Below are 21,983 nucleotides of genomic sequence, written 5' to 3'. Positions count from 1 at the left end.
CCGGGCCGGCGGCGCGGTCACCAGGCGATCGTCAGCCCCGCCGTGCCGCTCAGCCGCCGGTTGCGCGGGCCGCCCGCGTCGAGCGCGTAATCGCCCTTCAGGTGCAGCGCGACATTGCCCAGCCGGGCGACGACGCCGGCCCCGCCCTCGAACGCGGTGCGGTCGAAGTCGGTCCGGATCGCATCGCTGCCGAACCGCACCGCCTGGCTGCCCGAAAGGCCGTGCAGCACGCTGGCGTGGACATAGGGCAGTATCCGCGCCCCGCCCTCGCCATAGTCGCCCGCCAGCCGCAGACCGAGACGCCCGGCCAACGCGTCGCCGCGCGCGTAGCCGATCGTGGAGAAGGCGTCCTCGCGGTCGTCCAGCCGCACCTCGCGCCACTCGATCTGGGCCTGCGGCTCGAGGGTCCAGCGGGGCGAGAGCGCGAGCGGGTAGCCGGCCTCCAACGTGGCGGCGAGCCCGGTCCCGTCGAGATCGATCGCCATGCCCGTATCGGCCGAGGCGCTGCCTTCGAACCAGTTGCGCGCGAAGACCGCATCGACGTACCAGCCATCGGCCCCGACCACGCTGGCATATCCGGCCAACGTCGTGCTTCGCACCTCGACCTGTCCGACGGTGAGATCGTTCCAGCCGATCGAGCGGCCGCGCACCGTGCCGTCGCCGGTGATCCGGCCGCCGAAGATGCCGAGGCGCAGCGTGTCGCCCCCTTCCCCGCCCAGGCCGACGAGGTCCTGGCCGACCTGGAAGCCCGAGAAATCGCCGTCGAACGAGGGCGCGACGTCGCCGCGCCACTTGATCTCGCTGTCCTCGGCGAACAGCCGGCCCCAGGTCGCGGGCAGGATGCCCCCGCCGCGCAAGATCCCTTGCTCGCCGCGCCGCTCGTGAAACGTGCCGAGCGACAGGTGCGACAGGTGATGCATGACCGCGACCGGCGCGACGAAGGCCGGGACTTCGGGCCGATAGAGCGGCACGACCTCGCGCGTGTCGGCGGTGGCGCCGGGGGTGGGCGGCGCGACCGGGGCCTCGGCCACCGGCACCGGCGCGGGGTCTTCCGGCACGGGCGGCGGCGGCGGCGGGGGATCGGGCTGCGGCGCAGGCGCGGGCGGCGGCGGCGCGGGCGGCGGCGGGGTGCCCTCTTCGACCGGGGGCGCGGGATCGACCGGATCGGGGTCCGCCGGGGTCGGCTCGGGCGGCAGCGGCGGCGGCGGCGGAACCGGTGCCGGCGGCGGGGCCGGCGGCTCCGGTGCGACCGGCGGCGGCGGCGGAGGGGGCGGCTGGTTGGGCGGCGGCGCCGGCGCCGGCTCGGGCTGCGCCACGTCGGCCGGCGGGTTCGCCAGAGTCGAGCGCAGATACCAGTTCTCGCCCGTGCCGTTCGACAGGCCGCCGCGAAAGAGGAAATACTCGAACGCGCCGATCGCGACCCGGTGATTGAGCGCGAATGCCCCGCTGGCCGTGCTCGCCCCGTTGAGCGCCTCGACCACCAGGATGCCGTCGGCGGTCGTTTCGGCGCCCGCGCCGCCGGCGTTGAGGATCGTCACGCCGGTCGTGCCGGTGGCGGTGCCGCCGTCGATCACCAGCCGGTCCGACAGCGAGCTGTCGTCGCCCAGGACCGTGTCGAGCAGCAACAGACCGCCCTCCCCCACGTAATCGCCGGCCACGGTGAAGGTGTCGCCGGGGCCGGAACCGCCACCGGTCAGGTCGATCCGCCCGGCGTTGACCAGCGTGGCCGTCGCGCCCGCGGCGAACGCGGCCACGCCGGCGTGCGCGCCGCCGCCGAACAGCGTGCTGGAAGCATCGATCGTCAGGGTCCCGGTGCCGGTGCCCACGTCACCCAGCACGAGCGTATCGGCAAAGGCGATCTCGGTATCGTCGGTCAGCGCGATCGTTTCCCAGCCGGTGAAGCGCGCGACTTCGCCGGTCGTCACGTTGGCGAGCGTCAGCGCATCCACCCCGTCGCCGCCCGCGATTTCGGGCACGGCGCCAAGGTTCGCGTCGGTCAGATTGGCGAGCACGGCGCTGTCGTCGTCGCGGCTCATGTCGATCGCGCCGTGGACGATGCCGCCCCCGTCCCAGGTCAGCAGGTCGTCGCCCGAGCTCATGCGGATTTCCCCGCCGACGGAGCCGCCGGTGATCGTGACGCTGTCGGTTCCGCCCGAAACGCTGATATTGCCGCCGATCGTGCCGCCCGAGAGGACGATCGTGTCGTCGCCGAAGCCCGCCACGAGGTTGCGATCGATCGTCCCGCCCGACATGTCGAACACGTTGTCGGCCAGCTTCAGGTTGACCCGGCCGATCCGGCCCCCGGTCATGACGGCGTGATCGCCGTCGTCGAAGGCATCGACGATCCGACCGCCCGACATGAGAAACGTGTCGAGATCCCCGCCCTGGTTGAGCGAATCGATCTGGCCGCCGGTCATCGCAAAGTCGTCCAGCCCGTCGCCCTGCTGGACATTGCCGGTCACCGTGCCTTCGGCGATCTCGAACCGGTCGTCGCCGTCGCCCTGGTGGACGGCGCCCGCGATCGTGCCCGATTCCATGACGATCGCATCGGCGCCGCCGCCGAAGTTCACGTCGCCAGCGACCGTCCCCGATCCGCCGGCCGGGAAAGTCAGCGTGTTGTCGCCGCCGACATCGTCGAGGCCGCCGGCCGAGCTGCCGCTGTCGCAGACGTGGGTGTCGTCGCCCGCCGTGGGCACGAAGTCGCAGTCCGCCTGCGCCGGCGCCGCGTGGCACAGCGCAATGCCGGCCGCGCCCGCCATCAGCCAGGGCCTGTGCCCCGCCCGGCGGGGCAGCCCCCCGGCGGGCGCCCCGTTGCGACGACGATCGGCCATTGCACGCATATCGATTTCTCCCCTGCACCGCTGGCGGCCGGTCTTCGCGCCGGCGCTTCACCGAAGGACGCTGACGGGCAAGCGTTATCAATTCGTTGCGCGGCACACTTCGCACCTCGCTCCCTTCGCTCCCGCCTCCGGGCGTTTCGTGCTATGCACGGGCGGGCAGCAGAAAGGATCGGACAATGCTTCGCATCATGCTCGCGGCCGCAGCGCTCGCCGCACCCGCCACCGCCGCGCAGGCGCAGAAAAGCGGCATCGACAAGCTGATCGCCGTTACCCAGACCAAGAGCCAGGACGCCGACGAGGAGGCGCTTGGCGAAGACGGTGAAGAGGCCAGCCCCGCCGACCGCGTCGGCGCGCAGGCCCAGCGCCAGGCCATGGACCGCGCGCGGCTGGGCCGGACGCTGACGGTCAAGTGCCGCGACGACGCGGCGATACGGGCCGAACTCGACCGTGCCCGCTCGCTGCTTGAGGCCGCGCGCGGGCAGGACGGGGCCGCGCTCAAGGCCTCGATCGCGCGGGCCCGCGCGCACCTCGGCACGGCGCTCGCGGCCACCGGCTGCCCGCGCGGCAGCACGGCCGTGGGCAAGCGGACCGACGACGCGGCCTACGGCATAGTTTCCAAGCTCTGATCCGCGCGGCTCGCACCGCCGGCGGCCCGGCCCAAAAACCTTGCAATCTGCCCGCGCGTGATCTAGGCGCGCGCCCGTTCTCTTGATCGTTCGATTGACAGGACCCGCGCGAAGGCATCCGGCCCGTGCGGCAGCGGCCCTCTTGCCCCGCCAGCCGTCGCAATAGTGCGGCGGAAGCGGTGAAAGACCCCGGTAAAACCGGTGGCCGGAAGCAAAACGTGAACAGGATCACCAACTCTATGGCAACTTCCGCCAATCCCACGCGCGCCGATTTCGAGGCGCTGCTCAACGAACAGCTCGGCGGCGCCGGCGACGAAGGCTTCGAAGGCCGCGTCGTCAAGGGCACCGTCACCGCGATCGAAAACGGCATGGCCGTGATCGACGTCGGCCTGAAGAGCGAAGGCCGCGTCAACCTCAAGGAATTCATGCGCGTCGATGACGAGCACGGGCTCGAAGTCGGCAGCGAAGTCGAAGTCTACGTCGACCGCGTCGAAAACGCCGAGGGCGAGGCGATGCTCAGCCGCGACCGCGCCCGCCGCGAAGCCGCCTGGGACAAGCTCGAAAACGAATTCGGCGAAGGCAAGCGCGTCGAAGGGCGCATCTTCGGCCGGGTCAAGGGCGGCTTCACCGTCGACCTCGACGGCGCCGTGGCCTTCCTGCCCGGCAGCCAGGTGGACATCCGCCCCGTGCGCGACGTTACCCCGCTGATGGACATGCCGCAGCCGTTCCAGATCCTGAAGATGGATCGCCGCCGCGGCAACATCGTCGTCTCGCGCCGCGCGGTGCTGGAAGAAACCCGCGCCGAACAGCGCAGCGAGCTGATCGACAAGCTGTCCGAAGGCCAGGTGATCGACGGCGTCGTCAAGAACATCACCGACTACGGCGCCTTCGTGGACCTGGGCGGGATCGACGGCCTCCTCCACGTCACCGACATGAGCTACAAGCGGGTCAACCACCCGAGCGAGATCATCGAGATCGGCCAGACGGTCACCGTCCAGATCATCCGCATCAACGAGGAAACCCAGCGCATCAGCCTGGGCATGAAGCAGCTCGAAAGCGATCCGTGGGAAGGCGTCGGTGCCAAGTACCCGGTCGGCGCGAAGCTGACCGGCACCGTCACCAACATCACCGAATACGGCGCCTTCGTGGAGCTGGAGCCGGGCATCGAGGGTCTCGTCCACGTGTCCGAGATGAGCTGGACCAAGAAGAACGTCCACCCGGGCAAGATCGTTTCGACCTCGCAGGAAGTCGAAGTCATGGTGCTGGAAGTGGACAGCGAGAAGCGCCGCATCTCGCTCGGCCTCAAGCAGGCCCAGCGCAATCCGTGGGAAGAATTCGCGGAGAAGCACCCGATCGGCTCGAAGGTCGAGGGCGAAGTCAAGAACGCCACCGAGTTCGGCCTGTTCGTGGGCCTCGACGGCGACGTGGACGGCATGGTCCACATGTCGGACATCGCCTGGGGCATCTCGGGCGAAGACGCGCTGGCGCTGCACCGCAAGGGTGAACAGGTCGAGGCGGTCGTTCTCGACGTCGATGTCGACAAGGAACGCATCAGCCTGGGCATGAAGCAGCTCGAAAAGGGTGCGCCGAGCGAGGCGGGCGCTTCGGGCAGCCTGCGCAAGGGCGAAACCGTCACCGTCACCGTGCTCGAAGTGCGCGACGGAGGGCTGGAAGTGCAGGTCGGCGAAGACGGCGCGACCGGCTTCATCAAGCGTTCGGACCTCGGCCGCGACCGCGACGAGCAGCGCCCCGACCGGTTCCAGCCGGGCCAGAAGGTCGATGCCATGGTCACCGGGTTCGACCGTTCGAAGAAGCCGAACTTCTCGATCAAGGCGCGCCAGATCGCCGAAGAGAAGGAAGCCGTGGCGCAGTTCGGTTCGTCCGACAGCGGCGCGTCGCTCGGCGACATCCTCGGCGAAGCGCTGAAGAAGAAAGACTGATCCGGGACCGGCGCCCCCGCGACGGCGGGGTTGCCGAACCTGTCGGAAGGCCCGTCTGCCCCGTGGCAGGCGGGCCTTTCCTATGGCGCGCCACCGGCCTAGGATGGGCGCCATGCTCGACGTTCACCAGTTCCCCTGCCTCGGCGACAACTACGGCTACCTGCTGCACGATCCCGCCAGCGGCGAAACCGCCTGCATCGACACCCCCGACGGCGCGGAATACCTGCGCCAGGCGGCGGCGAAGGGCTGGCGCATCACCCAGGTCTGGAACACCCACTGGCACCCCGACCATGCCGGCGGGAACGCGGCGATCGTCGAAGCGACCGGCGCCACGGTCGTCGCCCCGCGCGAAGTGGAGAAGCTGTCCCCGATCGATCGTGTCGTGGCCGACGGCGACCGGGTCACGCTCGGCACGCACGCGGCGCAGGTGATCGACGTCGGCGGGCATACGCAGGGGCACGTCGCCTATCACCTGCCCGATGCCGGCATGGCCTTCGTCGGCGACAGCGTCTTCGCGCTCGGCTGCGGCCGCATGTTCGAGGGCACGGCCGAACAGTTCTGGGCCAGCCTGGAGCGAATCAGGGCCCTTCCGCGCGACACCACGCTCTATTGCGCGCACGAATATACCCAGGCCAACGCGCGCTTCGCGCTCCATGCAGACCCGAACAATACCGCCCTGCGCCGTTATGCCGAGGAAATCGATCGGCGCCGCGCCAAAGGCGAACCGACCGTGCCCATGCCGCTCTCGCGCGAGCTGGAGACCAATCCCTTCCTCCGCGCCGACGACGCGGGCCTGCGCGATCGCTGGGGCGGCAACGCCCCGCACGAGACTTTCGCCGCGCTGCGCGCCGCGAAGGACGCATTCTGACGGCGCGCGCGCTCAGCCTTCCTGCCCGGGGTAGGGGCTGTCCTTCAGCAGGCCGGCGAGGTGCGCGGCATTTCCGGCCACCATCGCGGCGGTTTCGGACACCTTGTCGGGAACTTGGTCGAGGTCCTTGAAGTCGGTCGATCCCATCGCTTCGCCGACCCAGTAACAGGCCGCGGCGGCGGGGATCGTCCACCCGGTGTCGTTGAGCGACTGGAACAGCTGGGACGAGGCCCAGTGCGCGCCGTCCTCGTTGCCGACGATCGCCGCCACGGCGACCTTGGAATAGCTGGGCATCCGCCCCTTCTCGTCGGTCTCGCTCAAGAATGCGTCCATCCGTTCGAGCACGCGCTTGGCGATCGAGCTGATCTGGCCCAGCCAGATCGGGCCGCCGAAGACGAGGATGTCGTGGGCGAGGATCTTTTCCCGCAACCGCGGCCAGTCGTCGCCCTCCCCCTCGTCCGACGTGACGCCGGGCAGGACGTTGTAATCGGCGATGCGCAGCGTTTCGGACAGCGTAACGTCGTGCCGGGCGAAGGCATCGCGCAGCACCGCGATCATCGCGTCGGTCGAGCTCGCCTCGTCGCCGGAGGACTTGAGCGTGCAGTTGAGGGCAATTGCGGAAAGGGCCATGTGATTCTCCTGTCTTCACAGGAAGAAGCACACGGCCCTTCTATCGTTCCGGGCGGCGCGCGGTGCCCGCAGGCTGGCGATCAGAGGTTGGCGATCAGAGGTTGGCGATCAGAGGCTGGCGATCAGCTCGTCCGCCAGCCTGCGATCGGCGTCGGCGTCGTGCTTCTGCGCGATCAGCTTGCGCGAAGCCTCGGCAGCGGCGGCGGCGGCGCGGTTGCGCACGTCCTCCACCGCCTCGCGCTCGGCCGCGGCGATCTTGTCTTCGGCCATCCGCTTGCGCCGTTCGACCATCGCCTTGCTGTCGTCTTCCGCCTTGGCGAGGATCGCGTCGGCTTCGCGGCGCGCGTTGTCGAGCATCGCCTCGGCGTCCTTCTCCGCCCCGGCGACCTTGCGGCGATACTCGTCGCGCAGGGCTTCGGCCTCGGCGCGAAGGGTCTTCGCCTCGTCGAGCTGCTGGCGGATCGCGGCGATCTTGTTGTCGAGCCCGCCGACGATCATGCCGGGGACTTTCTTCCACACCGCGATCAGGATCAGCACGGTCATCGCCACCGCGACGATCTGGAACGGGGCCAGCCCGAACAGCTCCGGCTCGACGTGTTCGGCCGAACCGTGTTCGATCACGGTCTGCGCCTCGGTCTCGTCGGTCGTGAACACTTCCGGCGTGTTAGCCATGGCTCAGGGCCTCCTTCACGGCCTTCTTGGCGCTGGCCGGGGTCACGCTGGCCCCGGCAAGGCGCTGGACGATGTCGCGGGCCGCATCGGCCGCCACGTCTTCCACTTCGGCCAGGGCCGTCTTGCGCGCCTCGGCAATCTCGGCTTCGGCCTTGGCCAGCTTGGTATCGAGGCGCTTCTGCGCCGCCGAAAGCTTCTTTTCGCTGGCCGCGGCCGCATCCGCCTTGGCCTGGGCGACCAGGGCCTGCGCGGCGGCGCGATTCTCGTTCTCGCGCGTGCGCCAGGCTTCCTCTTCCTCGTCCGCCTGGCTGCGCGCGGCCTCGGCAGCGGCAAGATCGGCGGCGATCTGGCTGTCGCGCTGGGAAACGGTGTCCATCACCTTGGGCACCATGCCCCGGCCGACAACGAAGAAGACGATCCCGAAGAACACCAGCAGCCAGAAGATCTGGCTGGAATAGGTATCTGCGAGCTGGGCTATCTGGGGCATCGAAGCACGTCCCGGAAGTCAGGCGGAAAAAGGCGTGCCGGCCGGGGCTGGCCCGGCCGGCGACGGGTATCGGTCGATCAGGCGACGAAGATCAGGATCATCGCCACGACGAACGCCAGCAGGCCGAGAAGCTCGGCAGCGGCGAAGCCGATGAACAGGCGGCCCTGCTGGCCGTCGGCGGCACCCGGGTTGCGCAGCGCGCTTTCGAGGAACGAGCCGAACACGTTACCCACACCGATCGCGGCCATGCCCGCACCGATAGCGGCGAGACCGGCGCCAACCAGCTTTGCAGCTTCTACGTCCATTTCAAAAACTCCTTTGGATCGAATACGTTAATTCGGGTTGGTAAAACTCAGTGAAGGTTCTCGGCGTCGTTGATGTAGAGCGACGTCAGGAGAGCGAACACGTAGGCCTGGATGCCCGCGACCAGGATTTCCAGCGCGCAGATGCCGATCATCAGCAGGAAGCTGGGCAGGCCGACCAGCGCGGCGAAACCGACGCCGGCATTGGTGCCGTCGATCACGAAGCTGGACAGCACCTCCAGCAGGACGTGACCGGCCATCATCGCGACGAACAGCCGCAGCGCGAGGCTGAACGGGCGCACGGCGAAGCTGACCAGTTCGATCAGGAAGATCGCCGGGATCATCGGCAGCGGGGTCCCGTGCGGGACGAACAGGCTGAAGAAATGGAAACCGTGCTTCCAGAAGCCGACGATCAGGACGATCGAGAAACTGATCGCGGCCAGGACGCCGGTGATCGTGAAATGGCTGGTGAAAGTGAACGGGTGGAGGCCGACCACGCCGAGCGGCAGGAGGCCGAGGAGGTTGGCGAAGAGAATGAACATGAACAGCGAGAAGACATAGGGCACGTACTTGCGCCCGGCCTTGCCGATGTTCGCTTCCAGCATGTCGTCGATGAAACCGGTGAAGGTTTCGACCGCCATCTGCCAGCGGCCGGGCACGAGCTGGCGCTTCGTCCCGCCCCATACGAAGATGCCCAGGATCACGGTCGTGATCAGCATCCACAGCGCGCTGTTGGTGAAGGCGATGTTATAGCCCGCCAGTTCCCAGTTCTGCGAGCCGAACATCGGCTCGATCGTGAACTGGTACATCGGGTCGACCTTTGCCGGTTCGGCTGCCACGGCTGTTACGTCCCTACCTCATGAACATTCGCGCTCGCGGCTACCCCTCGCTGGAGGAGTCGTCGGAGCGCGTGTTCGCCATCCGGAAAATGTTCCTGAAGGCCACCACTATCCCGAGGAACAGGCCGGCCAACAGACCCCAGGGCGACGTGCCGGCGAAGGTATCGACCAACCAACCGAGCACGAGGCCGCCGAGAATACCGCCGAGAAGATCCGCCAGGACCCGGTTGCCGCTGCGGTAATTCGCATCGGCGCCCTGACCCTGCGGCCGGTTGCGGTTGTCTTCGCGCTCGCGTGCGGCCTTGAGCCGCTCTTCGAGCGCGTCGATGCGCGCATCCTCGGCGATTGGTTCTCGTGCGGGCTTTTCGTCGCTCATGCCGTGTTCCTTAGGGGAATCCGCGACATGCGCAACACCTGCCCGCCGAGGGCGCCGCCCCCTTAGGCCGCCCCTTTTGGCGAGTCAATCGGCGGCTTGCCCCGGCCGGGGCCTGCGCGGCGCGCGATCAGGCCGGGCAGCGGCTGTCGCGCTGCGGCGGCGCGCTGGTGCGCGTCTGCCACGAACCGTCGGGCGCCTGGTACTTCTCCCCCGGAACGGTCTTCGCGATCGCGATGCAGCCGGCGGTCAGCGCATATTCCTCCACCGTCGCATTGGCGGCCTGCGCCCGCTGGGCATAGACCGCGCGACGCTTGATATTGATGTCGTTGACCATGCGCTGGAGATCGGGCGTGGCGGCGCCGACGATGCCGAGATAGCCGTCCATCCGTTCGCCCACCTTGCCGGCGGCGCGCGCGGCCTCGTAGGCCGGATCGCGCTGCGCCTGCGCCGGGGTGGCCAGGATCGCCCCGCCCGCCAGCGCGAAAGCGGCTGCGGCGAGCGAGAGCTTGCGGGTCAATGTCGTTTTCATGCCGGTTCCCATCAGAAGATGTCCGCGTTTTCCTCGATCGTGTTGCCCGCGTCTGCCGCGAGGCGATAGATCACTTCCTGCCGGATGTTGATATTCAGCTCGATCACGATCGGCCGTTCGGGCGCCTCCACCGAGATGCAGCCGCCCAGTGCCGCCGCGCCGGCCGTTACCAGCACCAGCGAACGGATCGCGCGCGTGATTGGCCGCGCTCCCCCCTGCATCGCCAGGGTTGTCGCAGCCGCGCAGCGGGCAGTCAATTCGGCGGGGATCATGGCATTGTCTCGCTTTCCTGGGTCTGAACGGGTGAATCGGGGGGCCGGGAATCGGCAGGCAGGGCATCGGCAGGCAGGGCATCGGCGGGCGGACTGCCCCCGCCCACCGGCCCGGGCGCGGGCTGCAGCCGCTCGCCGTCGTCGGACAGCAGCCCCAGCTCGCGCGGGTCGCGCACGAAGGCCGGATCGTAGAGCGACCGGAGATTGGTCAGCAACTGGGTGAAGGCGGCGCGGATGTTGACGCGGAATTCGAGCGGCAGCCCGGCGATCTGGCGGGTGACGAGGTTCTTGCTCGTCCCTTCCCCCTGGCTCACCCCCTCGAAGCGCAGCTCGGTCACGATCTCGCCCGAGAGGCTGCCGTTCATTTCCACCACCATCCGCCGGTAATCGAGCGAACGCAGCGCGTCGAAGGCGAAATTGGCCACCGGCGACAGGTCCTCGTATGTCAGTTCGCCGACATAGGACACGCTGCCGCCCGGCGCGCGCGAGACCAGGCGGCCGCCCTCGATCCGGCCGTTCCCGGCCGCGTCGAAGACGATCGGCAGTTCGCCGTCGAACGTGCCGGTGGCGTGGATATTGCCGAGATCGAGCTGCTGGACGAAAGTCGCCGCGTCGAGGCCCTCGATCACGAAGACATAGGCGCGCCGTTCGCTCGCGCCGATGTTCAGGTCCACCGGGCGCAGGGTCAGCGTGCCGCCCATGAAGGGCCAGGTCCCGCCGGCGATCGACAGGAACTGCCCCTCGCGCAAGGCGAATTCGACTTCGCCCCCCGTCGCCTCGACCCCCGGGTTGACCGATTCGACGCGCAGCCGCTGGCCCGGCACGGTGGTCAGGTCGAGGAGGTCGGAAAAGACGATCGTGCCCGCCGCGCCGCGCACCGGGCCGAAGGCGGCGGCGAAGTCCAGCCCCTCGCTCGAGAAGCGCCCGCCGCTCGTCACCCCGTCCCCGTCCCACGCGATCCGCCCGGTCCCGCGCACCACGCCGCGGGTATTGGCGATCACGCCCAGGGCCAGTTCGCTCAGCATGTCGGGCTGGAGCGCCTCGTCGAACCGCAGCGCGTCGACGTCGAGATCGGCATGGCCCGCCCCGCGCGCCAGGTCGTGGACGATTGCGACGTCCACGACCGCGCGGTCGCTGCGCGGTTCGCGCAGCAGGGCGTCGGCGCGGATCACGTTGTCCTCCAGCGCGAGCCGCGCCCCGCGCGCGACCAGCGGGCGGAAGCGGTCCTGCTCGCTGCGGTCTTCGAGGACGAAGGCGCCGTCCTCGATCGCGAAGACGCCGCCGGCATAGCGCCAGCGGCCGCGCGTCTCGCGCAAGTCGAGCGGGACGGCGAACAGCGCGACGTCGGCATCGGCGAAAGTCCCCTCGATCGCGCTGCCCAGCGTCGCGCCGACCTGGCTGACGCGGAACCGGTTCGCTTCCTCGACCGGGCCGAGCGAGATGTCGAGGTCGCGCGCGCTGAGATTGCCGGGCCAGGCGAAGCCGACCGGGCCCGATTCGATGCGGATCGCGGTGCCCGCCAGCTCCCCCGCCAGGTCGAGCGACGGCGTGCCTGCCGCCAGCCGCAGCCCGCGCGCATCGTAGGCAAGGATCGGGGCATTGCGCGGCGGACAGAGCCGCAGGCCGCGGCGTTCGAGCACGAGGTCGGCCATCTCCAGCCGTTCGAACCGGAAATCGGCGCAGTCGTGCCACAGCGCGAGGCCGCGCACGGGCGACCAGTTGCCGTCGAGCGGCACGACCAGCGCCCGCGCCGCGCCGCCCGGCAAGGCGCCCGAGACGACCGCGCGGCCGGAAAAGCCGAGCTGCCCGCCCGCGCCCTGGGCCAGCACGAGCTCGGGCAGGGCGACCCGCGAATCGCCGGCCGTGTATTCGGCCATCCGCATCCGCAGCACGGTATCGCGGCCGCCGAGCTGCTCCATCCGCCCGACCATGCGCGGCAGGCCCCTGCCCCCGGTGCGGAAATTGCCGGCGATGCGCGGCGCGCGCCCCGCCCCGCCCAGGTAGTGCACGCGCGACAGGGCGAGCAGCGTTTCCCCGCTGCCCCCGCGCAGGCTGGCGCTGGGGACGACGGCGGTCACCGCCTCGCCGGTCCTGCGCCAGGTCAGCTGCCCGGCGAGCCGGCTGCCGCGCTCCTCGCGCCGGAGGGCGTCGGCCATCCGGCGGGCGAGCGGCGCGAGCAGTGTGTCGCCGCCGTCGCGGGTGACGGCCGCCAGCGCCTCGGAAACGGCGCGCCCCATGCGCAGGCCGTTGCCTTCGAGGTCGGCGTCGATCTCGACCCGCCGAAACCCGTCGCGCGCGCGCAGCCCGCCCTTGGCGGTGAGGACGGCGAACTGCGCCTGCGGATGGGCGAGACCGCGGCCGACCAGCGAATAGCGCGCCGTCAGCCGCGCATCGCGCCAGCTGGCGCGCAGGTTGGCGTTCATCCCGTTTAGCCGCGCGCCGCCCAGCGTGGCACGGCCGGACGCGAGGCGGGCGCGGCCGTCGTAGCCGGCGAGGTCGGCATCGCCCGTCGCCTCCAGCGCGAGCGCGAGATTCTCCACCGCCGGGCCCTCGCCCGCGCAGGCGAGGCGCGCCACGCGCAGCGGCCCGTCGAAGCTCGGCCGGCCGGCGGCGGTGGTCAGGCGGCCGTAGAGGGTCGCGTCTTCGGCCCGGCATTCCCCGGCGGCGATTCGCGGCGCGACCGCGGCGAGGTGGCCGTCGAAGCCGTCGTCAAGTTCCCCCTCGCCCGCGGCCTTGATCCCGACCGGCCCGTAATCGCTTTCGATCAGCGCGCGACCGTCCACCAGCCGCAAGTCGAGATCGGGCAGCCCGGCGCGCGCGTCGCTGTCGGCGAAGAGCACACGGTCGAGCGTGCCGAAGCTCAGCCGCCCGCCCGCCAGCCGTCCGAAAAGGCGCGCCCGGTCGAGCTCCACCCGGCCGATCGCCGGCGTGCCGAAGCGATAGCGCAAGTTGACCACGACTCGCGCGATCGTGAGGTCGGGCCGCGCAGGGTCGCCGATCACGACGTTGCGCAGCACCTGGCGTTCGGGCCCGATGCTCTCGATCTCGTACTGCGCGGGGAGGTCGTGGTCTTCCAGCATCCCGGCGATCACGTCCTGCGCGATCCGCTCGCGCGAGAACCACAGGACCGCGATCGCGCTTGCCACCAGCGCGAGCAGGACCAGCGACAGGCGCACGCGCCAGCGCGGGGCGCGCCGGCCCGATGCCGCCGAATCCGGCCTTTCCTCGTTCTCGTCCTCGGCCAGCGCCATCGTGCTCCACTTGCGCGCATCGCCCGGCAAAGGCAATGCATGGCGGTTGGGGATCGCGCCCCGGGGGATCGCAACCGATGGGGCGCCACCCAAGAGGACGCGACATTTGGGGTCGCACTCCGGCGCAAGAGGGGGAGCCATTGCCGCAAGGGGGGAACAAGCCGCCCGGCAAGACGCCGGCCCACGCGGGCCTGGGCCACCGCGCGCGGCTGCGCCGGCGCCTGCTTGCCGGCGGGGCGGAGGCGCTGGCCGATTACGAAGTGCTCGAATATCTCCTCTTCGCCGCCAATCCGCGCGGCGACACCAAGCCGCTGGCAAAGGCGCTGCTCGACCGGTTCGGCTCGCTACCCGCGGTGCTCAACGCCGATCCCGCCGCGCTGGCCCGGGTCAAGGGCATGGGCGAGACGGGCACCGCCATGCTCAAGGCCACCGCCCTCGCCGCCCGGCGCATGGCCCGCGGCGAAGTCGAGCGAAAGCCGGTTCTGGCATCGTGGCAGGCGCTGCTCGATTACCTGACGATCGACATGGCGCACCTGACGGTGGAGCGGGTCCGCGTGCTCTATCTCGACACGCGCAACCGCTTGATCCTTGATCACCATGTCGGCGACGGTTCGATCGACGAGGCGGCGATCCACCCGCGCGAGGTGGTCAGGCGCGCGCTGGACGTGGGTGCGAGCGCGCTGATCCTGGTCCACAACCACCCCAGCGGAAACCCCGCGCCGAGCCAGGCCGACATCCAGGTCACCCGCCGGATCGCGGAGGCCGGCCGCCTGCTGGGGATCGTCGTCCACGACCACGTGATCGTGGGGCGCGAAGGCCATGCCAGCCTGCGCGCGAAAGGACTGATCTGACCCGAGGCCCCGCGGGGGCGGGCGCGCTAGCCTTCCGCCAGCGTGCGGAAATCGAGGCCGCTCGGCTGCTGGAATATCCGCAGGCCGAACTCGGGCAGGATCGCCAGCAGGTGATCGAAGATGTCCGACTGGATCCGTTCGTATTCGAGCCACGCGGTCGTGTCGGTGAAGCAGTAGATCTCCAGCGGCAGGCCCTGCGGCCCCGGCTCGCGCTGGCGCACCATCAGCGTCATCGCCGGGGAAACCCGCGGATGGGCGCGCAGATAGGCGAGGACATAGGCGCGGAACGTGCCCACGTTGGTCGCCCGGCGCGCGTTCACCGCCTCGCGCCCCGCCTCGCCCAGCCCTGCGTTCCATTCGCCCAGCTCGCGTTCCTTGTCGGCAAGGTAGTCCGCGATCAGCGCGACCCGCTTCAGCCGCGCGATCTCCTCGGCTTCGAGGAACCGGATCGAGTTCTGGTCGATAAAGATCGGCCGCTTGATCCGCCGCCCGCCCGATTCGGACATGCCGCGCCAGTTCCTGTAGCTTTCCGAAATCAGCCGGTGGGTCGGGATCGAGACGATCGTCTTGTCGAAATTCTGCACTTTCACCGTGTGCAGCGCGATATCGATTACGTCGCCGTCGGCCCCGGCCTGGGGCATCTCGATCCAGTCGCCCACCCGCAGCAGGTCGTTCGACGTGAGCTGGACCGAGGCGACGAGCGAAAGGATCGTGTCCTTGAACACCAGCAGGACCACCGCCGCCATCGCGCCGAGGCCCGAGAGGAGGAGGAGCGGCGACTGTTCGATCAGCACCGCGACGATCAGGATCGCCGCGCCCGAATAGACGACGATCTTCAGCACCTGGACATAGCCCTTGATCGGGCGGCTCGCGCTTTCGGGGCGCTGTTCGTAAAGCGCGTTGACGAAGCTGAGCGCCGCGCTGATCGCCATGGCGATGACCAGGATCGTCACCCCGTTGGCGACGTTCGCGATCACCGATGCGATCCCGGGCGCGAGATGCGGCACCGCGCCCACGCCGTAGGCGACGATCACCGTGGGCACGATATTGGCGAGATAGGCGACCACCTTGCGCGGGCTCGGCCCGTCCTGCGGCAGGACCCGCGCGATCAGGATGCGCAGGATGATCTTCTTGGCGACGAAGTTGCCCAGCCAGGCCAGCGCCGCCAGGATGCACAGGCCGACGACCATCTCGGCCGTCGGGGCAAGGCCGGTCAGGCCCAGGTCCTCGAAAGTCGGAGGTTCGATCATCGCGTCTTGCCGGGCAGGGAGCGGCCGAACCGCCCCGGCCTGTCCACTTGGCCCCTCGTTCTCGGTCGGTCGTGACGGGCGGCTAGGTGGACGCGGCCGCCCCGGCTGTCAATCGAAGCGCGCGCCCCCCACCGGCAGGGCGCGGCGCAGGCCCGGTCAGCCGGCCGCCCGGGCGCGGTTGGCGGCCACCGCCTCGCGCACCAGCGCGGTCAGCGCGGCCTCGTCCGGCTCGTCGCCTTCGCGCAGGTCGATCGCGCGGCGGACCTTGCCTTCCAGCCCCGCGTTGAACAGCCCGTGCGGATCGGCCAGCGCCGCGCCTCGCGCGAAAGTCAGCTTGACCTTGTCGCGATATGTCTCGCCCGTGCAGACGATGCCCTCGCAGGCCCAGGTCGGCACGCCCGCGGGGTTGGAGGGCTTGCGCCACTTCACCTCTTCCACGATGGCCGGGTCGGCGGCGAGGACGATCGCGCGCACCCGGGCGAGCGTTTCCTTGCGCCAGTCGCCGGCCCGATCGCCTGCTTTCGCGTCGCGCGCGCCGGTCACAGCTTCTCTCCCGGAAGGGCGACGGCCTGCCTGATCCAGCCGGCGAACCGCTCGCCGGGCCGTTCGCCTTCGTGAAAGTGGCAATAGCGAACCTCGGGGTATTTCGAGGTCTCGGGCGGCTGGGGTTCGAGCGACCCGCCGCGAAAGAAGGTGACTTTCACGTAACGGTCGAAACAATGGAACGAGGCGAACCAGCACCCCTGCTCGACACCGTAGAACGGGGTGTTCCACTTCACCGCCTTCTGCACCCCGGGCACCTCGCGCACGATCGCCGCGTCGAGCGCCTCGCCGATCGGTTTCTTCCATCCGGGCATGGCGGCGATATAGGCCTGGACCGGGGCATCCCCCTCCCCCTTCGGGATCTGGGGATTGCCCCCGGCCAGCAGCTTCGGCTCGCTCTCGTCGCTCATTTCGCGGCTCCCGGCCGCGCCGGGCGGAACCACATGTACATGCCGGATGCAATCAGCCCCAGGAGGAACGGCAGCGGCGTGTAGTAAAGCCATTCGGGCGGCGTCGTCAGCGCCTGGAGCAGGAAGATCGCGGCGACGAGAGCGACGAAGGCCATCGATATCCAGCGGTGCCATTTCCTGATCGTTGCGGGCATCAGCCAATCCTTTCGAGCAATGCGTCGAGAGCCTTGAGAAAGCGCGGCCAGCCTGCGCGCGCGCCGTAATAGGCCTGTCGATCCTGCGGCCGGAACCCGGTCTGTTCCAGCGTCAGGCGGGTTCCCTCGGCAGCCGGCTCCAGCGTCCATTCGACCTCGCTGCGCAGTTCGGGGCCGTTCCAGGTATAGCGCAGCCGGCGCTGCGGCTCGACCTCGAGGACCTCGCCTTCGACCCGGCCCCATTCGGCATCCATCGCGAAGCGCGCGCCCGTCTCGGCCCGGAAATCGTTGGGCATGATCCATTCGGCCAGCAGCTCGCTCTGCGTCAGGGCGCGCCAGACGCGCTCGGGCGGGTGGGCGAACTCGCGTTCGATCGTCAGGGTACGGGTCCGGTCGTCGCCTGGGGTCAATTGTCCATCCTTCGCAAGACATCGTCGAGCGCGTCGAGCCGCGCGTGCCAGGTCGCGCGCATTTCGCGGGTCCAGTCGTCGAGCGGGGCGAGCCGGTCCGCGCGCGCGCGGTAGAACGTCGCGCGGCCCGCCGGGCGGGCCTCGACCAGGCCGCCTTCCTTCAGGACCGCGAGATGCCGCGAGACCGCCGGTTGCGAGATCCCCGCGCCATCGGTCAGGCGAGCGACCGTCAGTTCCCCTTCGCGGCACAGGCGTTCGAACAGAGCGCGCCGGCTGCCATCCGCCAGCGCGCGGAAGACCTGGTCCCTCGCGGGGCTTGCGGGAGGCGCATCGGCGGGCACGACTCATTCATAACCACGTAGTTATGAATGAGTCAATCGGCGCTTGCCCGCTGCCCCGCCCCCCCCTTTCAAGACTGGGCGAGATCGGCGCGATCAGCGCGGCGGGGCGATGCCGTATGCGCGATAGACCGCCTCGAGCGCCGGCTCGGCCGCGAGCGCCACCGCGATGTCCTCGCGCCCGCCGGCGTCGCCCAGTTGCAGCCGCACGATCCCGCGCATGTAGCGCGAGGCATGTTCGTCCGGCGAGGCGGCGAGCACCTTGTCGAGATCGGTCAGCGCGCCTTCCGCCTCGCCCAGGCGGAACAGGACCATGGCCCGGCTGTCGAGCGCGCCGATCCCGCCGGCCGACTGTTCCACGGCCTTGAGGCAGACCGGCAGCGTCTCGTCCGTCGCGCGGTTCCAGATCCCGGAATACCAGCACAGGGCATTGAACGCCTCCGACCCGGGGGCGGCGAACTCGACCAGGTCGGCCAGCCGCTCGAGCCCTTCCTCGGTCTGGCCGGCCCAGCCCTCGGCATAGGCGATCTGGATGTCGCCCCAGTCGGGATTGCTGGCGACCAGCGCGCTGTCCTGCGCCAGCGCGATCGCTTCCTCTCCCCGGCCGAGCTGACCGAGGATCTCGACCTGCTTGAAGTGATCGGGATTGGCCGGATCGAGCGTCTCGGCCGCCTGGAGGTCGGCCAGCGCGCCCTCGAGATCGCCGAGCTGCCGCCGGGCCTGGGCGCGCCGGCGGTAAAGCCAGGCGGCGGGCTCGCGCTCCAGCGCGACGTCGAGGTCGGCCAGCGCCCCGTCCCAGTCGCCGACCCCGGCGCGGAAGATCGCGCGGTTGGTATAGGCGCCGGCCTCGTCGTCGTCCTCGCGCTCCACCAGGACGGCATAGGCTTGCTCCAGGTCCTCCAGCATGGCCCGGTCGCTGCCGCGATAGTCCCAGGCGCGCCGGGTGTCGGCAGGCGCGACGAAAGTGGGCAGGCGGCGCTTCATGCGGATCGCCTCGCGCTTGGTCGCGGGCAGTTCGCTGGCCGGGATTTCCCACGCGTGGCTGACAACGTCCTGCGTGATCGCGATCCGGTCGCCCTCGATCCCACCCGAGGAGACGAGCCGGTTGCCGCCGATCTCGCGATCGAACGCCGGTTCCCCCCGCACGGCGAACCCCGCCCCGTCTTCGGGCAGCAGCCATTCCACCTGCGTGCGCCAGAACAGCGGCCCGTTCACCGTTACCGGCAGGTCGCGCCACTCGGCCCGCGCGCGGTCGTTGTCGAAGCGGAACGACGCGGCGGGGAGATAGGGCATTTCCAGCCGGTAACGGCCGTCGCGCATGTTCCACGGCGTCGTCATCAGCCCTTCGACCGTCACCGTCGCGCTGCCCGATTCGTCGTCGAAGGCGATCGACCGGTCGATCTGGCGATGATCGCCGATGATCGCGGTCGCCGCGCCCTGGATGAACTCGTCGCGCTGGTCGCCGTCTTCCAGCTGGGCCAGCATCCGGAAGGCCGAGGCATCGGGCCCGGTCACGGTCAGTTCGAGATCGAACAGCGCCGGCAGGGCGATACCGGCCCGCTGGTCCACCGCGAGGCGCACGGTGCGGCCCGGCACCGGCAGGGGCCGCGCGGGAATCGGCTGGAGCCCGGCCCCGCCCTCGCGCAGCGGCAGCGCGTGCCCGAACCGCGGAACCGCCGCCATCGTCTGCAGGCGCGTGCCCGTGCTCGTGCCGTCGAGCCAGTACGTCTCGCCGCCGATATCGGCGCGCACGATCACGTGGTTGAAGTTGCCCGGCACGGGCAGAAGCTCGGGAATGGCATCGCCCATCGTCGTGCTGACCAGCACGGCCTCGGCCTCGATCCCCAGCTCGCGCAGCATGGCAAGCAGGAGGAGCGACTTGGCCTTGCAATCGCCGTAGCGCTTCTCCCACGTTTCGGCCGGGGTTTGCGGCAGGTAATTGCCCCCGTCGAGGCCGTTCATCAGGTAACCGACTTCTTCCTGCACCAGCTGCACGGCCAGCGCGGCGCGCGCGAGCGGGTCGCTTTCCGCGGCGCGGATACGGTCGAGCTCCTGCGCGATGGCGCCGCCGGGCGCGATCGTCCCCTCGGTCGCGTAGTAGGGCGCCATCGAGGCGGAAACCGCTTCCCAGCTGTCGAACGTGCCGGCCTGCACGGTGGGCGCGAGGCGGAACCGCACCGGCGCATCGTCGGGCATCTCCGGCGGTTCGGCCAGCGGCATGGCGATCGCCAGCCGCGTCATCCCGTCTTCGCGGGTCAGCCGGGCCGCGCCGTCCGCGCGGCGCAGCTGGTGCTGCACCGCCTGCCCTTCGGGCCAGGCGAGGACGATCCGCCCGCTCGCCACGGGCAGCGGCTCGGCAAGGATTTCGGAGCTCCATTCCATCTGCCCGTCGAGCGCCTGGTCGCGCCGCGTGACCGAGTAGGCGACCCGTAGCGTATCGCCGACGCGCAGGCCGGGGACGGCCAGCGTCGCGGTCAGCCCGCCATCGAGGATGCGCTGTTCCAGCTGCCGCTCGCGGCGAAGCACCTCGAACCCCGCGCCGTCGGCCAGGACATCGAGCGTTTCCTCGTCGCGCACCAGCTCGATCCGGTGGACGATCAGGTCGCCCTTGTCCGGCAGCCAGTTGGCCGAGACGGTGCCGAGCTGGCTCAGCATCTCGGGCGTCTCGAAGGCCAGCGCGACGTCCCTGAACTCCCACACCGTTCCGCCGTCGAGCAGGACCTGCGATTCGATCAGCCGCATCGGCTTGCCCTGGTGGCTGTCCGCCGGGGGCAGTTCGGCCACCTCGACCCATTCCGGCTCCGGCTGGTAGAGGATCTCCTCCCCGGCCCAGGCAGGCGCGACGAGCGCCGCCGCGGATATTCCCCCGGCAATCAGACGAACCACGTGATGCATGTGCCCCCCAGCGATGCAATTCCCCTGCCGTGCACCCTACCCGCGATCTGGCGGGTTGCCAATCGGCCTCCCCGCATATAGCCGCGCCGCGACACCCGTTTTCCCGCCCGGAGTTTGCCATGGTCCCCCGTTACGCCCGCCCCACGATGTCCGCGATCTGGGAGCCGGAGGCGCGCTATCGCATCTGGTTCGAGATCGAGGCCCACGCGACCGAGAAGCTGGGCGAGCTGGGCGTCGTGCCGAAAAGCGCGGCGAAGGCGTTGTGGGACTGGTGGGCGACCGACCCGAAGATCGACGTGCCCGCGATCGACGCGATCGAGGCGGTGACCAAGCATGACGTGATCGCCTTCCTCACCTGGGTGGCGGAGCAGGTGGGTGATGAAGCCCGCTTCATGCACCAGGGCATGACCAGTTCCGACGTGCTCGACACGACCCTGGCGGTGCAGCTTGCCCGCGCGTCGGACATCCTTCTGGAAGATCTCGACCTGCTGCTCGCCGCGATCCGCCGCCGCGCGGAAGAGCACAAGTACACCCCCACCATCGGCCGCAGCCACGGCATCCATGCCGAGCCGGTGACCTTCGGCCTCAAGCTGGCGCAGGCCTATGCCGAGTTCGCCCGCTGCCGCCAGCGGCTGGTCGCCGCGCGCGCGGAGATCGCGACGTGCGCCATTTCGGGCGCGGTGGGCACGTTCGCCAATGTCGATCCGGCGGTGGAAGAGCACGTGGCCGAGCGGCTGGGCCTGGCGATCGAGCCGATTTCCACCCAGGTCATCCCGCGCGACCGGCACGCGATGTTCTTCGCCACCCTGGCGGTGATCGCCGGGTCGATCGAGCGCGTCGCGGTCGAGGTCCGCCATCTCCAGCGGACCGAGGTGCTCGAGGCGGAGGAATACTTCTCCCCCGGCCAGAAGGGTTCGAGCGCGATGCCGCACAAGCGCAACCCGATCCTGACCGAGAACCTGACCGGCCAGGCGCGCATGATCCGCGCCTATGCCCTGCCCGCGCTCGAGAACGTCGCCCTGTGGCACGAACGCGACATCAGCCATTCCTCGGTCGAGCGCTTCATCGGCCCCGACGCGACGATCACGCTCGACTTCGCGCTCGCGCGGCTGACCGGCGTGATCGACAAGCTGGTCGTCTATCCCGAGCGGATGCAGAAGAACCTCGACCGCATGGGCGGGCTGGTCCATTCGCAGCGCGTCCTGCTGGCGCTGACCCAGGCCGGGATCAGCCGCGAGGATGCCTATGCGATCGTCCAGCGCAACGCGATGAAAGTGTGGGAATCGGACGGCGAACTGGCGCTGCTCGACCTGCTGAAGCAGGACGCCGAAGTCACCGCCGCGCTGGGCGAGGCCGAGCTGGAGGAGAAGTTCGACCTCGATTACCACTTCCGCCAGGTGGACCGGGTGTTCGAACGCGTCTTCGGCTGAGGCCGCCACGCGCGTCCTCCTGCGCCGACG

Annotated in this window: 22 protein-coding genes; 5 read left to right on the top strand and 17 right to left on the bottom strand. The window is 69.9% G+C overall.

Annotation, left to right across the window (positions count from 1 at the left end):
• Nucleotides 1–17: 17 nt before the first annotated feature.
• Complete coding sequence (locus T8T98_RS05515) at nucleotides 18–2,840, bottom strand: autotransporter family protein (RefSeq protein ID WP_322295865.1); 2,823 nt, start codon at nucleotides 2,838–2,840, stop codon at nucleotides 18–20.
• 176 nt (nucleotides 2,841–3,016) lie between these two features.
• Here T8T98_RS05515 and T8T98_RS05510 point away from each other — a divergent pair, with 176 nt between their 5' ends.
• From T8T98_RS05510 to gloB, 3 genes are all read left to right on the top strand, one after another.
• Nucleotides 3,017–3,466, top strand: coding sequence for a hypothetical protein (locus tag T8T98_RS05510; RefSeq protein ID WP_251105828.1), 450 nt, complete (start codon nucleotides 3,017–3,019; stop codon nucleotides 3,464–3,466).
• A gap of 239 nt (nucleotides 3,467–3,705) precedes the next feature.
• Nucleotides 3,706–5,406, top strand: a complete 1,701-nt coding sequence (gene rpsA, locus T8T98_RS05505; protein ID WP_160732654.1) for a 30S ribosomal protein S1 — start codon at nucleotides 3,706–3,708, stop codon at nucleotides 5,404–5,406.
• 112 nt (nucleotides 5,407–5,518) lie between these two features.
• Nucleotides 5,519–6,274 carry a hydroxyacylglutathione hydrolase gene (gene gloB, locus T8T98_RS05500; protein WP_251105829.1) on the top strand — a complete coding sequence of 252 codons (756 nt, stop codon included), beginning with the start codon at nucleotides 5,519–5,521 and terminating at the stop codon, nucleotides 6,272–6,274.
• A gap of 12 nt (nucleotides 6,275–6,286) precedes the next feature.
• Here gloB and T8T98_RS05495 read toward each other — a convergent pair whose 3' ends face one another.
• The 9 genes from T8T98_RS05495 to T8T98_RS05455 all read right to left on the bottom strand — a co-directional run bounded on the left by T8T98_RS05495 (nucleotide 6,287) and on the right by T8T98_RS05455 (nucleotide 13,668).
• Nucleotides 6,287–6,904 (bottom strand): flavodoxin family protein, encoded by a 618-nt coding sequence (locus T8T98_RS05495; RefSeq protein WP_160732652.1) that lies wholly within the window; start codon nucleotides 6,902–6,904, stop codon nucleotides 6,287–6,289.
• A 108-nt stretch (nucleotides 6,905–7,012) separates the two neighbouring features.
• Nucleotides 7,013–7,576, bottom strand: a complete 564-nt coding sequence (locus tag T8T98_RS05490; RefSeq protein WP_251105830.1) for a F0F1 ATP synthase subunit B family protein — start codon at nucleotides 7,574–7,576, stop codon at nucleotides 7,013–7,015.
• Nucleotides 7,569–8,063: a F0F1 ATP synthase subunit B family protein gene (locus tag T8T98_RS05485; RefSeq protein WP_251105831.1), complete on the bottom strand. Its 495-nt coding sequence runs from the start codon at nucleotides 8,061–8,063 to the stop codon at nucleotides 7,569–7,571. The genes T8T98_RS05490 and T8T98_RS05485 overlap by 8 nt, the downstream gene beginning before the upstream one ends.
• A 77-nt stretch (nucleotides 8,064–8,140) precedes the next feature.
• On the bottom strand, nucleotides 8,141–8,368 hold the full coding sequence (locus T8T98_RS05480; RefSeq protein ID WP_047805836.1) for a F0F1 ATP synthase subunit C: 228 nt from the start codon (nucleotides 8,366–8,368) through the stop codon (nucleotides 8,141–8,143).
• 47 nt (nucleotides 8,369–8,415) lie between these two features.
• Nucleotides 8,416–9,174: a F0F1 ATP synthase subunit A gene (locus T8T98_RS05475; RefSeq protein ID WP_160733205.1), complete on the bottom strand. Its 759-nt coding sequence runs from the start codon at nucleotides 9,172–9,174 to the stop codon at nucleotides 8,416–8,418.
• A gap of 70 nt (nucleotides 9,175–9,244) precedes the next feature.
• Nucleotides 9,245–9,580, bottom strand: a complete 336-nt coding sequence (locus T8T98_RS05470; protein ID WP_322295864.1) for an AtpZ/AtpI family protein — start codon at nucleotides 9,578–9,580, stop codon at nucleotides 9,245–9,247.
• A gap of 127 nt (nucleotides 9,581–9,707) precedes the next feature.
• Complete coding sequence (locus T8T98_RS05465) at nucleotides 9,708–10,109, bottom strand: YdbL family protein (protein ID WP_251105833.1); 402 nt, start codon at nucleotides 10,107–10,109, stop codon at nucleotides 9,708–9,710.
• A gap of 11 nt (nucleotides 10,110–10,120) precedes the next feature.
• The gene (locus T8T98_RS05460) at nucleotides 10,121–10,330 is read right to left on the bottom strand and encodes a YnbE family lipoprotein (RefSeq protein ID WP_237486780.1); all 210 of its coding nucleotides are present in this window, start codon (nucleotides 10,328–10,330) and stop codon (nucleotides 10,121–10,123) included.
• Nucleotides 10,331–10,377: 47 nt separating this feature from the next.
• A complete protein-coding gene (locus tag T8T98_RS05455; RefSeq protein WP_251105834.1) occupies nucleotides 10,378–13,668 on the bottom strand; it encodes a YdbH domain-containing protein in 3,291 nt (1,096 codons plus the stop codon).
• 104 nt (nucleotides 13,669–13,772) lie between these two features.
• On the opposite strand from T8T98_RS05455, the gene radC reads away from it, so the two are divergent.
• Nucleotides 13,773–14,483 carry a RadC family protein gene (gene radC, locus T8T98_RS05450; protein WP_251105835.1) on the top strand — a complete coding sequence of 237 codons (711 nt, stop codon included), beginning with the start codon at nucleotides 13,773–13,775 and terminating at the stop codon, nucleotides 14,481–14,483.
• 26 nt (nucleotides 14,484–14,509) lie between these two features.
• Here radC and T8T98_RS05445 read toward each other — a convergent pair whose 3' ends face one another.
• The 7 genes from T8T98_RS05445 to T8T98_RS05415 all read right to left on the bottom strand — a co-directional run bounded on the left by T8T98_RS05445 (nucleotide 14,510) and on the right by T8T98_RS05415 (nucleotide 20,514).
• On the bottom strand, nucleotides 14,510–15,733 hold the full coding sequence (locus T8T98_RS05445) for a mechanosensitive ion channel family protein (RefSeq protein ID WP_251105836.1): 1,224 nt from the start codon (nucleotides 15,731–15,733) through the stop codon (nucleotides 14,510–14,512).
• A 156-nt stretch (nucleotides 15,734–15,889) separates the two neighbouring features.
• Entirely contained in the window at nucleotides 15,890–16,276 is a 387-nt protein-coding gene (locus tag T8T98_RS05440; protein ID WP_251105837.1) for a DUF1801 domain-containing protein, read from the bottom strand.
• Nucleotides 16,273–16,686: a DUF1801 domain-containing protein gene (locus T8T98_RS05435; protein ID WP_251105838.1), complete on the bottom strand. Its 414-nt coding sequence runs from the start codon at nucleotides 16,684–16,686 to the stop codon at nucleotides 16,273–16,275. The genes T8T98_RS05440 and T8T98_RS05435 overlap by 4 nt, the downstream gene beginning before the upstream one ends.
• On the bottom strand, nucleotides 16,683–16,880 hold the full coding sequence (locus T8T98_RS05430) for a hypothetical protein (protein ID WP_160732643.1): 198 nt from the start codon (nucleotides 16,878–16,880) through the stop codon (nucleotides 16,683–16,685). Before T8T98_RS05430 ends, T8T98_RS05435 begins: the two co-directional genes overlap by 4 nt.
• A complete protein-coding gene (locus T8T98_RS05425; protein ID WP_160732642.1) occupies nucleotides 16,880–17,290 on the bottom strand; it encodes an SRPBCC family protein in 411 nt (136 codons plus the stop codon). The genes T8T98_RS05430 and T8T98_RS05425 overlap by 1 nt, the downstream gene beginning before the upstream one ends.
• Nucleotides 17,287–17,631 (bottom strand): ArsR/SmtB family transcription factor, encoded by a 345-nt coding sequence (locus T8T98_RS05420; RefSeq protein WP_251105839.1) that lies wholly within the window; start codon nucleotides 17,629–17,631, stop codon nucleotides 17,287–17,289. Before T8T98_RS05420 ends, T8T98_RS05425 begins: the two co-directional genes overlap by 4 nt.
• 93 nt (nucleotides 17,632–17,724) lie before the next feature.
• Nucleotides 17,725–20,514, bottom strand: a complete 2,790-nt coding sequence (locus T8T98_RS05415) for a DUF3857 domain-containing protein (protein ID WP_322295863.1) — start codon at nucleotides 20,512–20,514, stop codon at nucleotides 17,725–17,727.
• A 128-nt stretch (nucleotides 20,515–20,642) separates the two neighbouring features.
• On the opposite strand from T8T98_RS05415, the gene purB reads away from it, so the two are divergent.
• Nucleotides 20,643–21,953, top strand: coding sequence for an adenylosuccinate lyase (gene purB / locus T8T98_RS05410; protein ID WP_160732639.1), 1,311 nt, complete (start codon nucleotides 20,643–20,645; stop codon nucleotides 21,951–21,953).
• Nucleotides 21,954–21,983: the final 30 nt, after the last annotated feature.

It is taken from the genome of Pelagerythrobacter marinus, from assembly GCF_034375205.1.
Taxonomy (GTDB): Bacteria; Pseudomonadota; Alphaproteobacteria; order Sphingomonadales; family Sphingomonadaceae; genus Pelagerythrobacter; species Pelagerythrobacter marinus.
The sequence above is the reverse complement of the archived record's forward strand: the minus strand, read 5'-3'. Positions and strand labels throughout refer to the sequence as shown.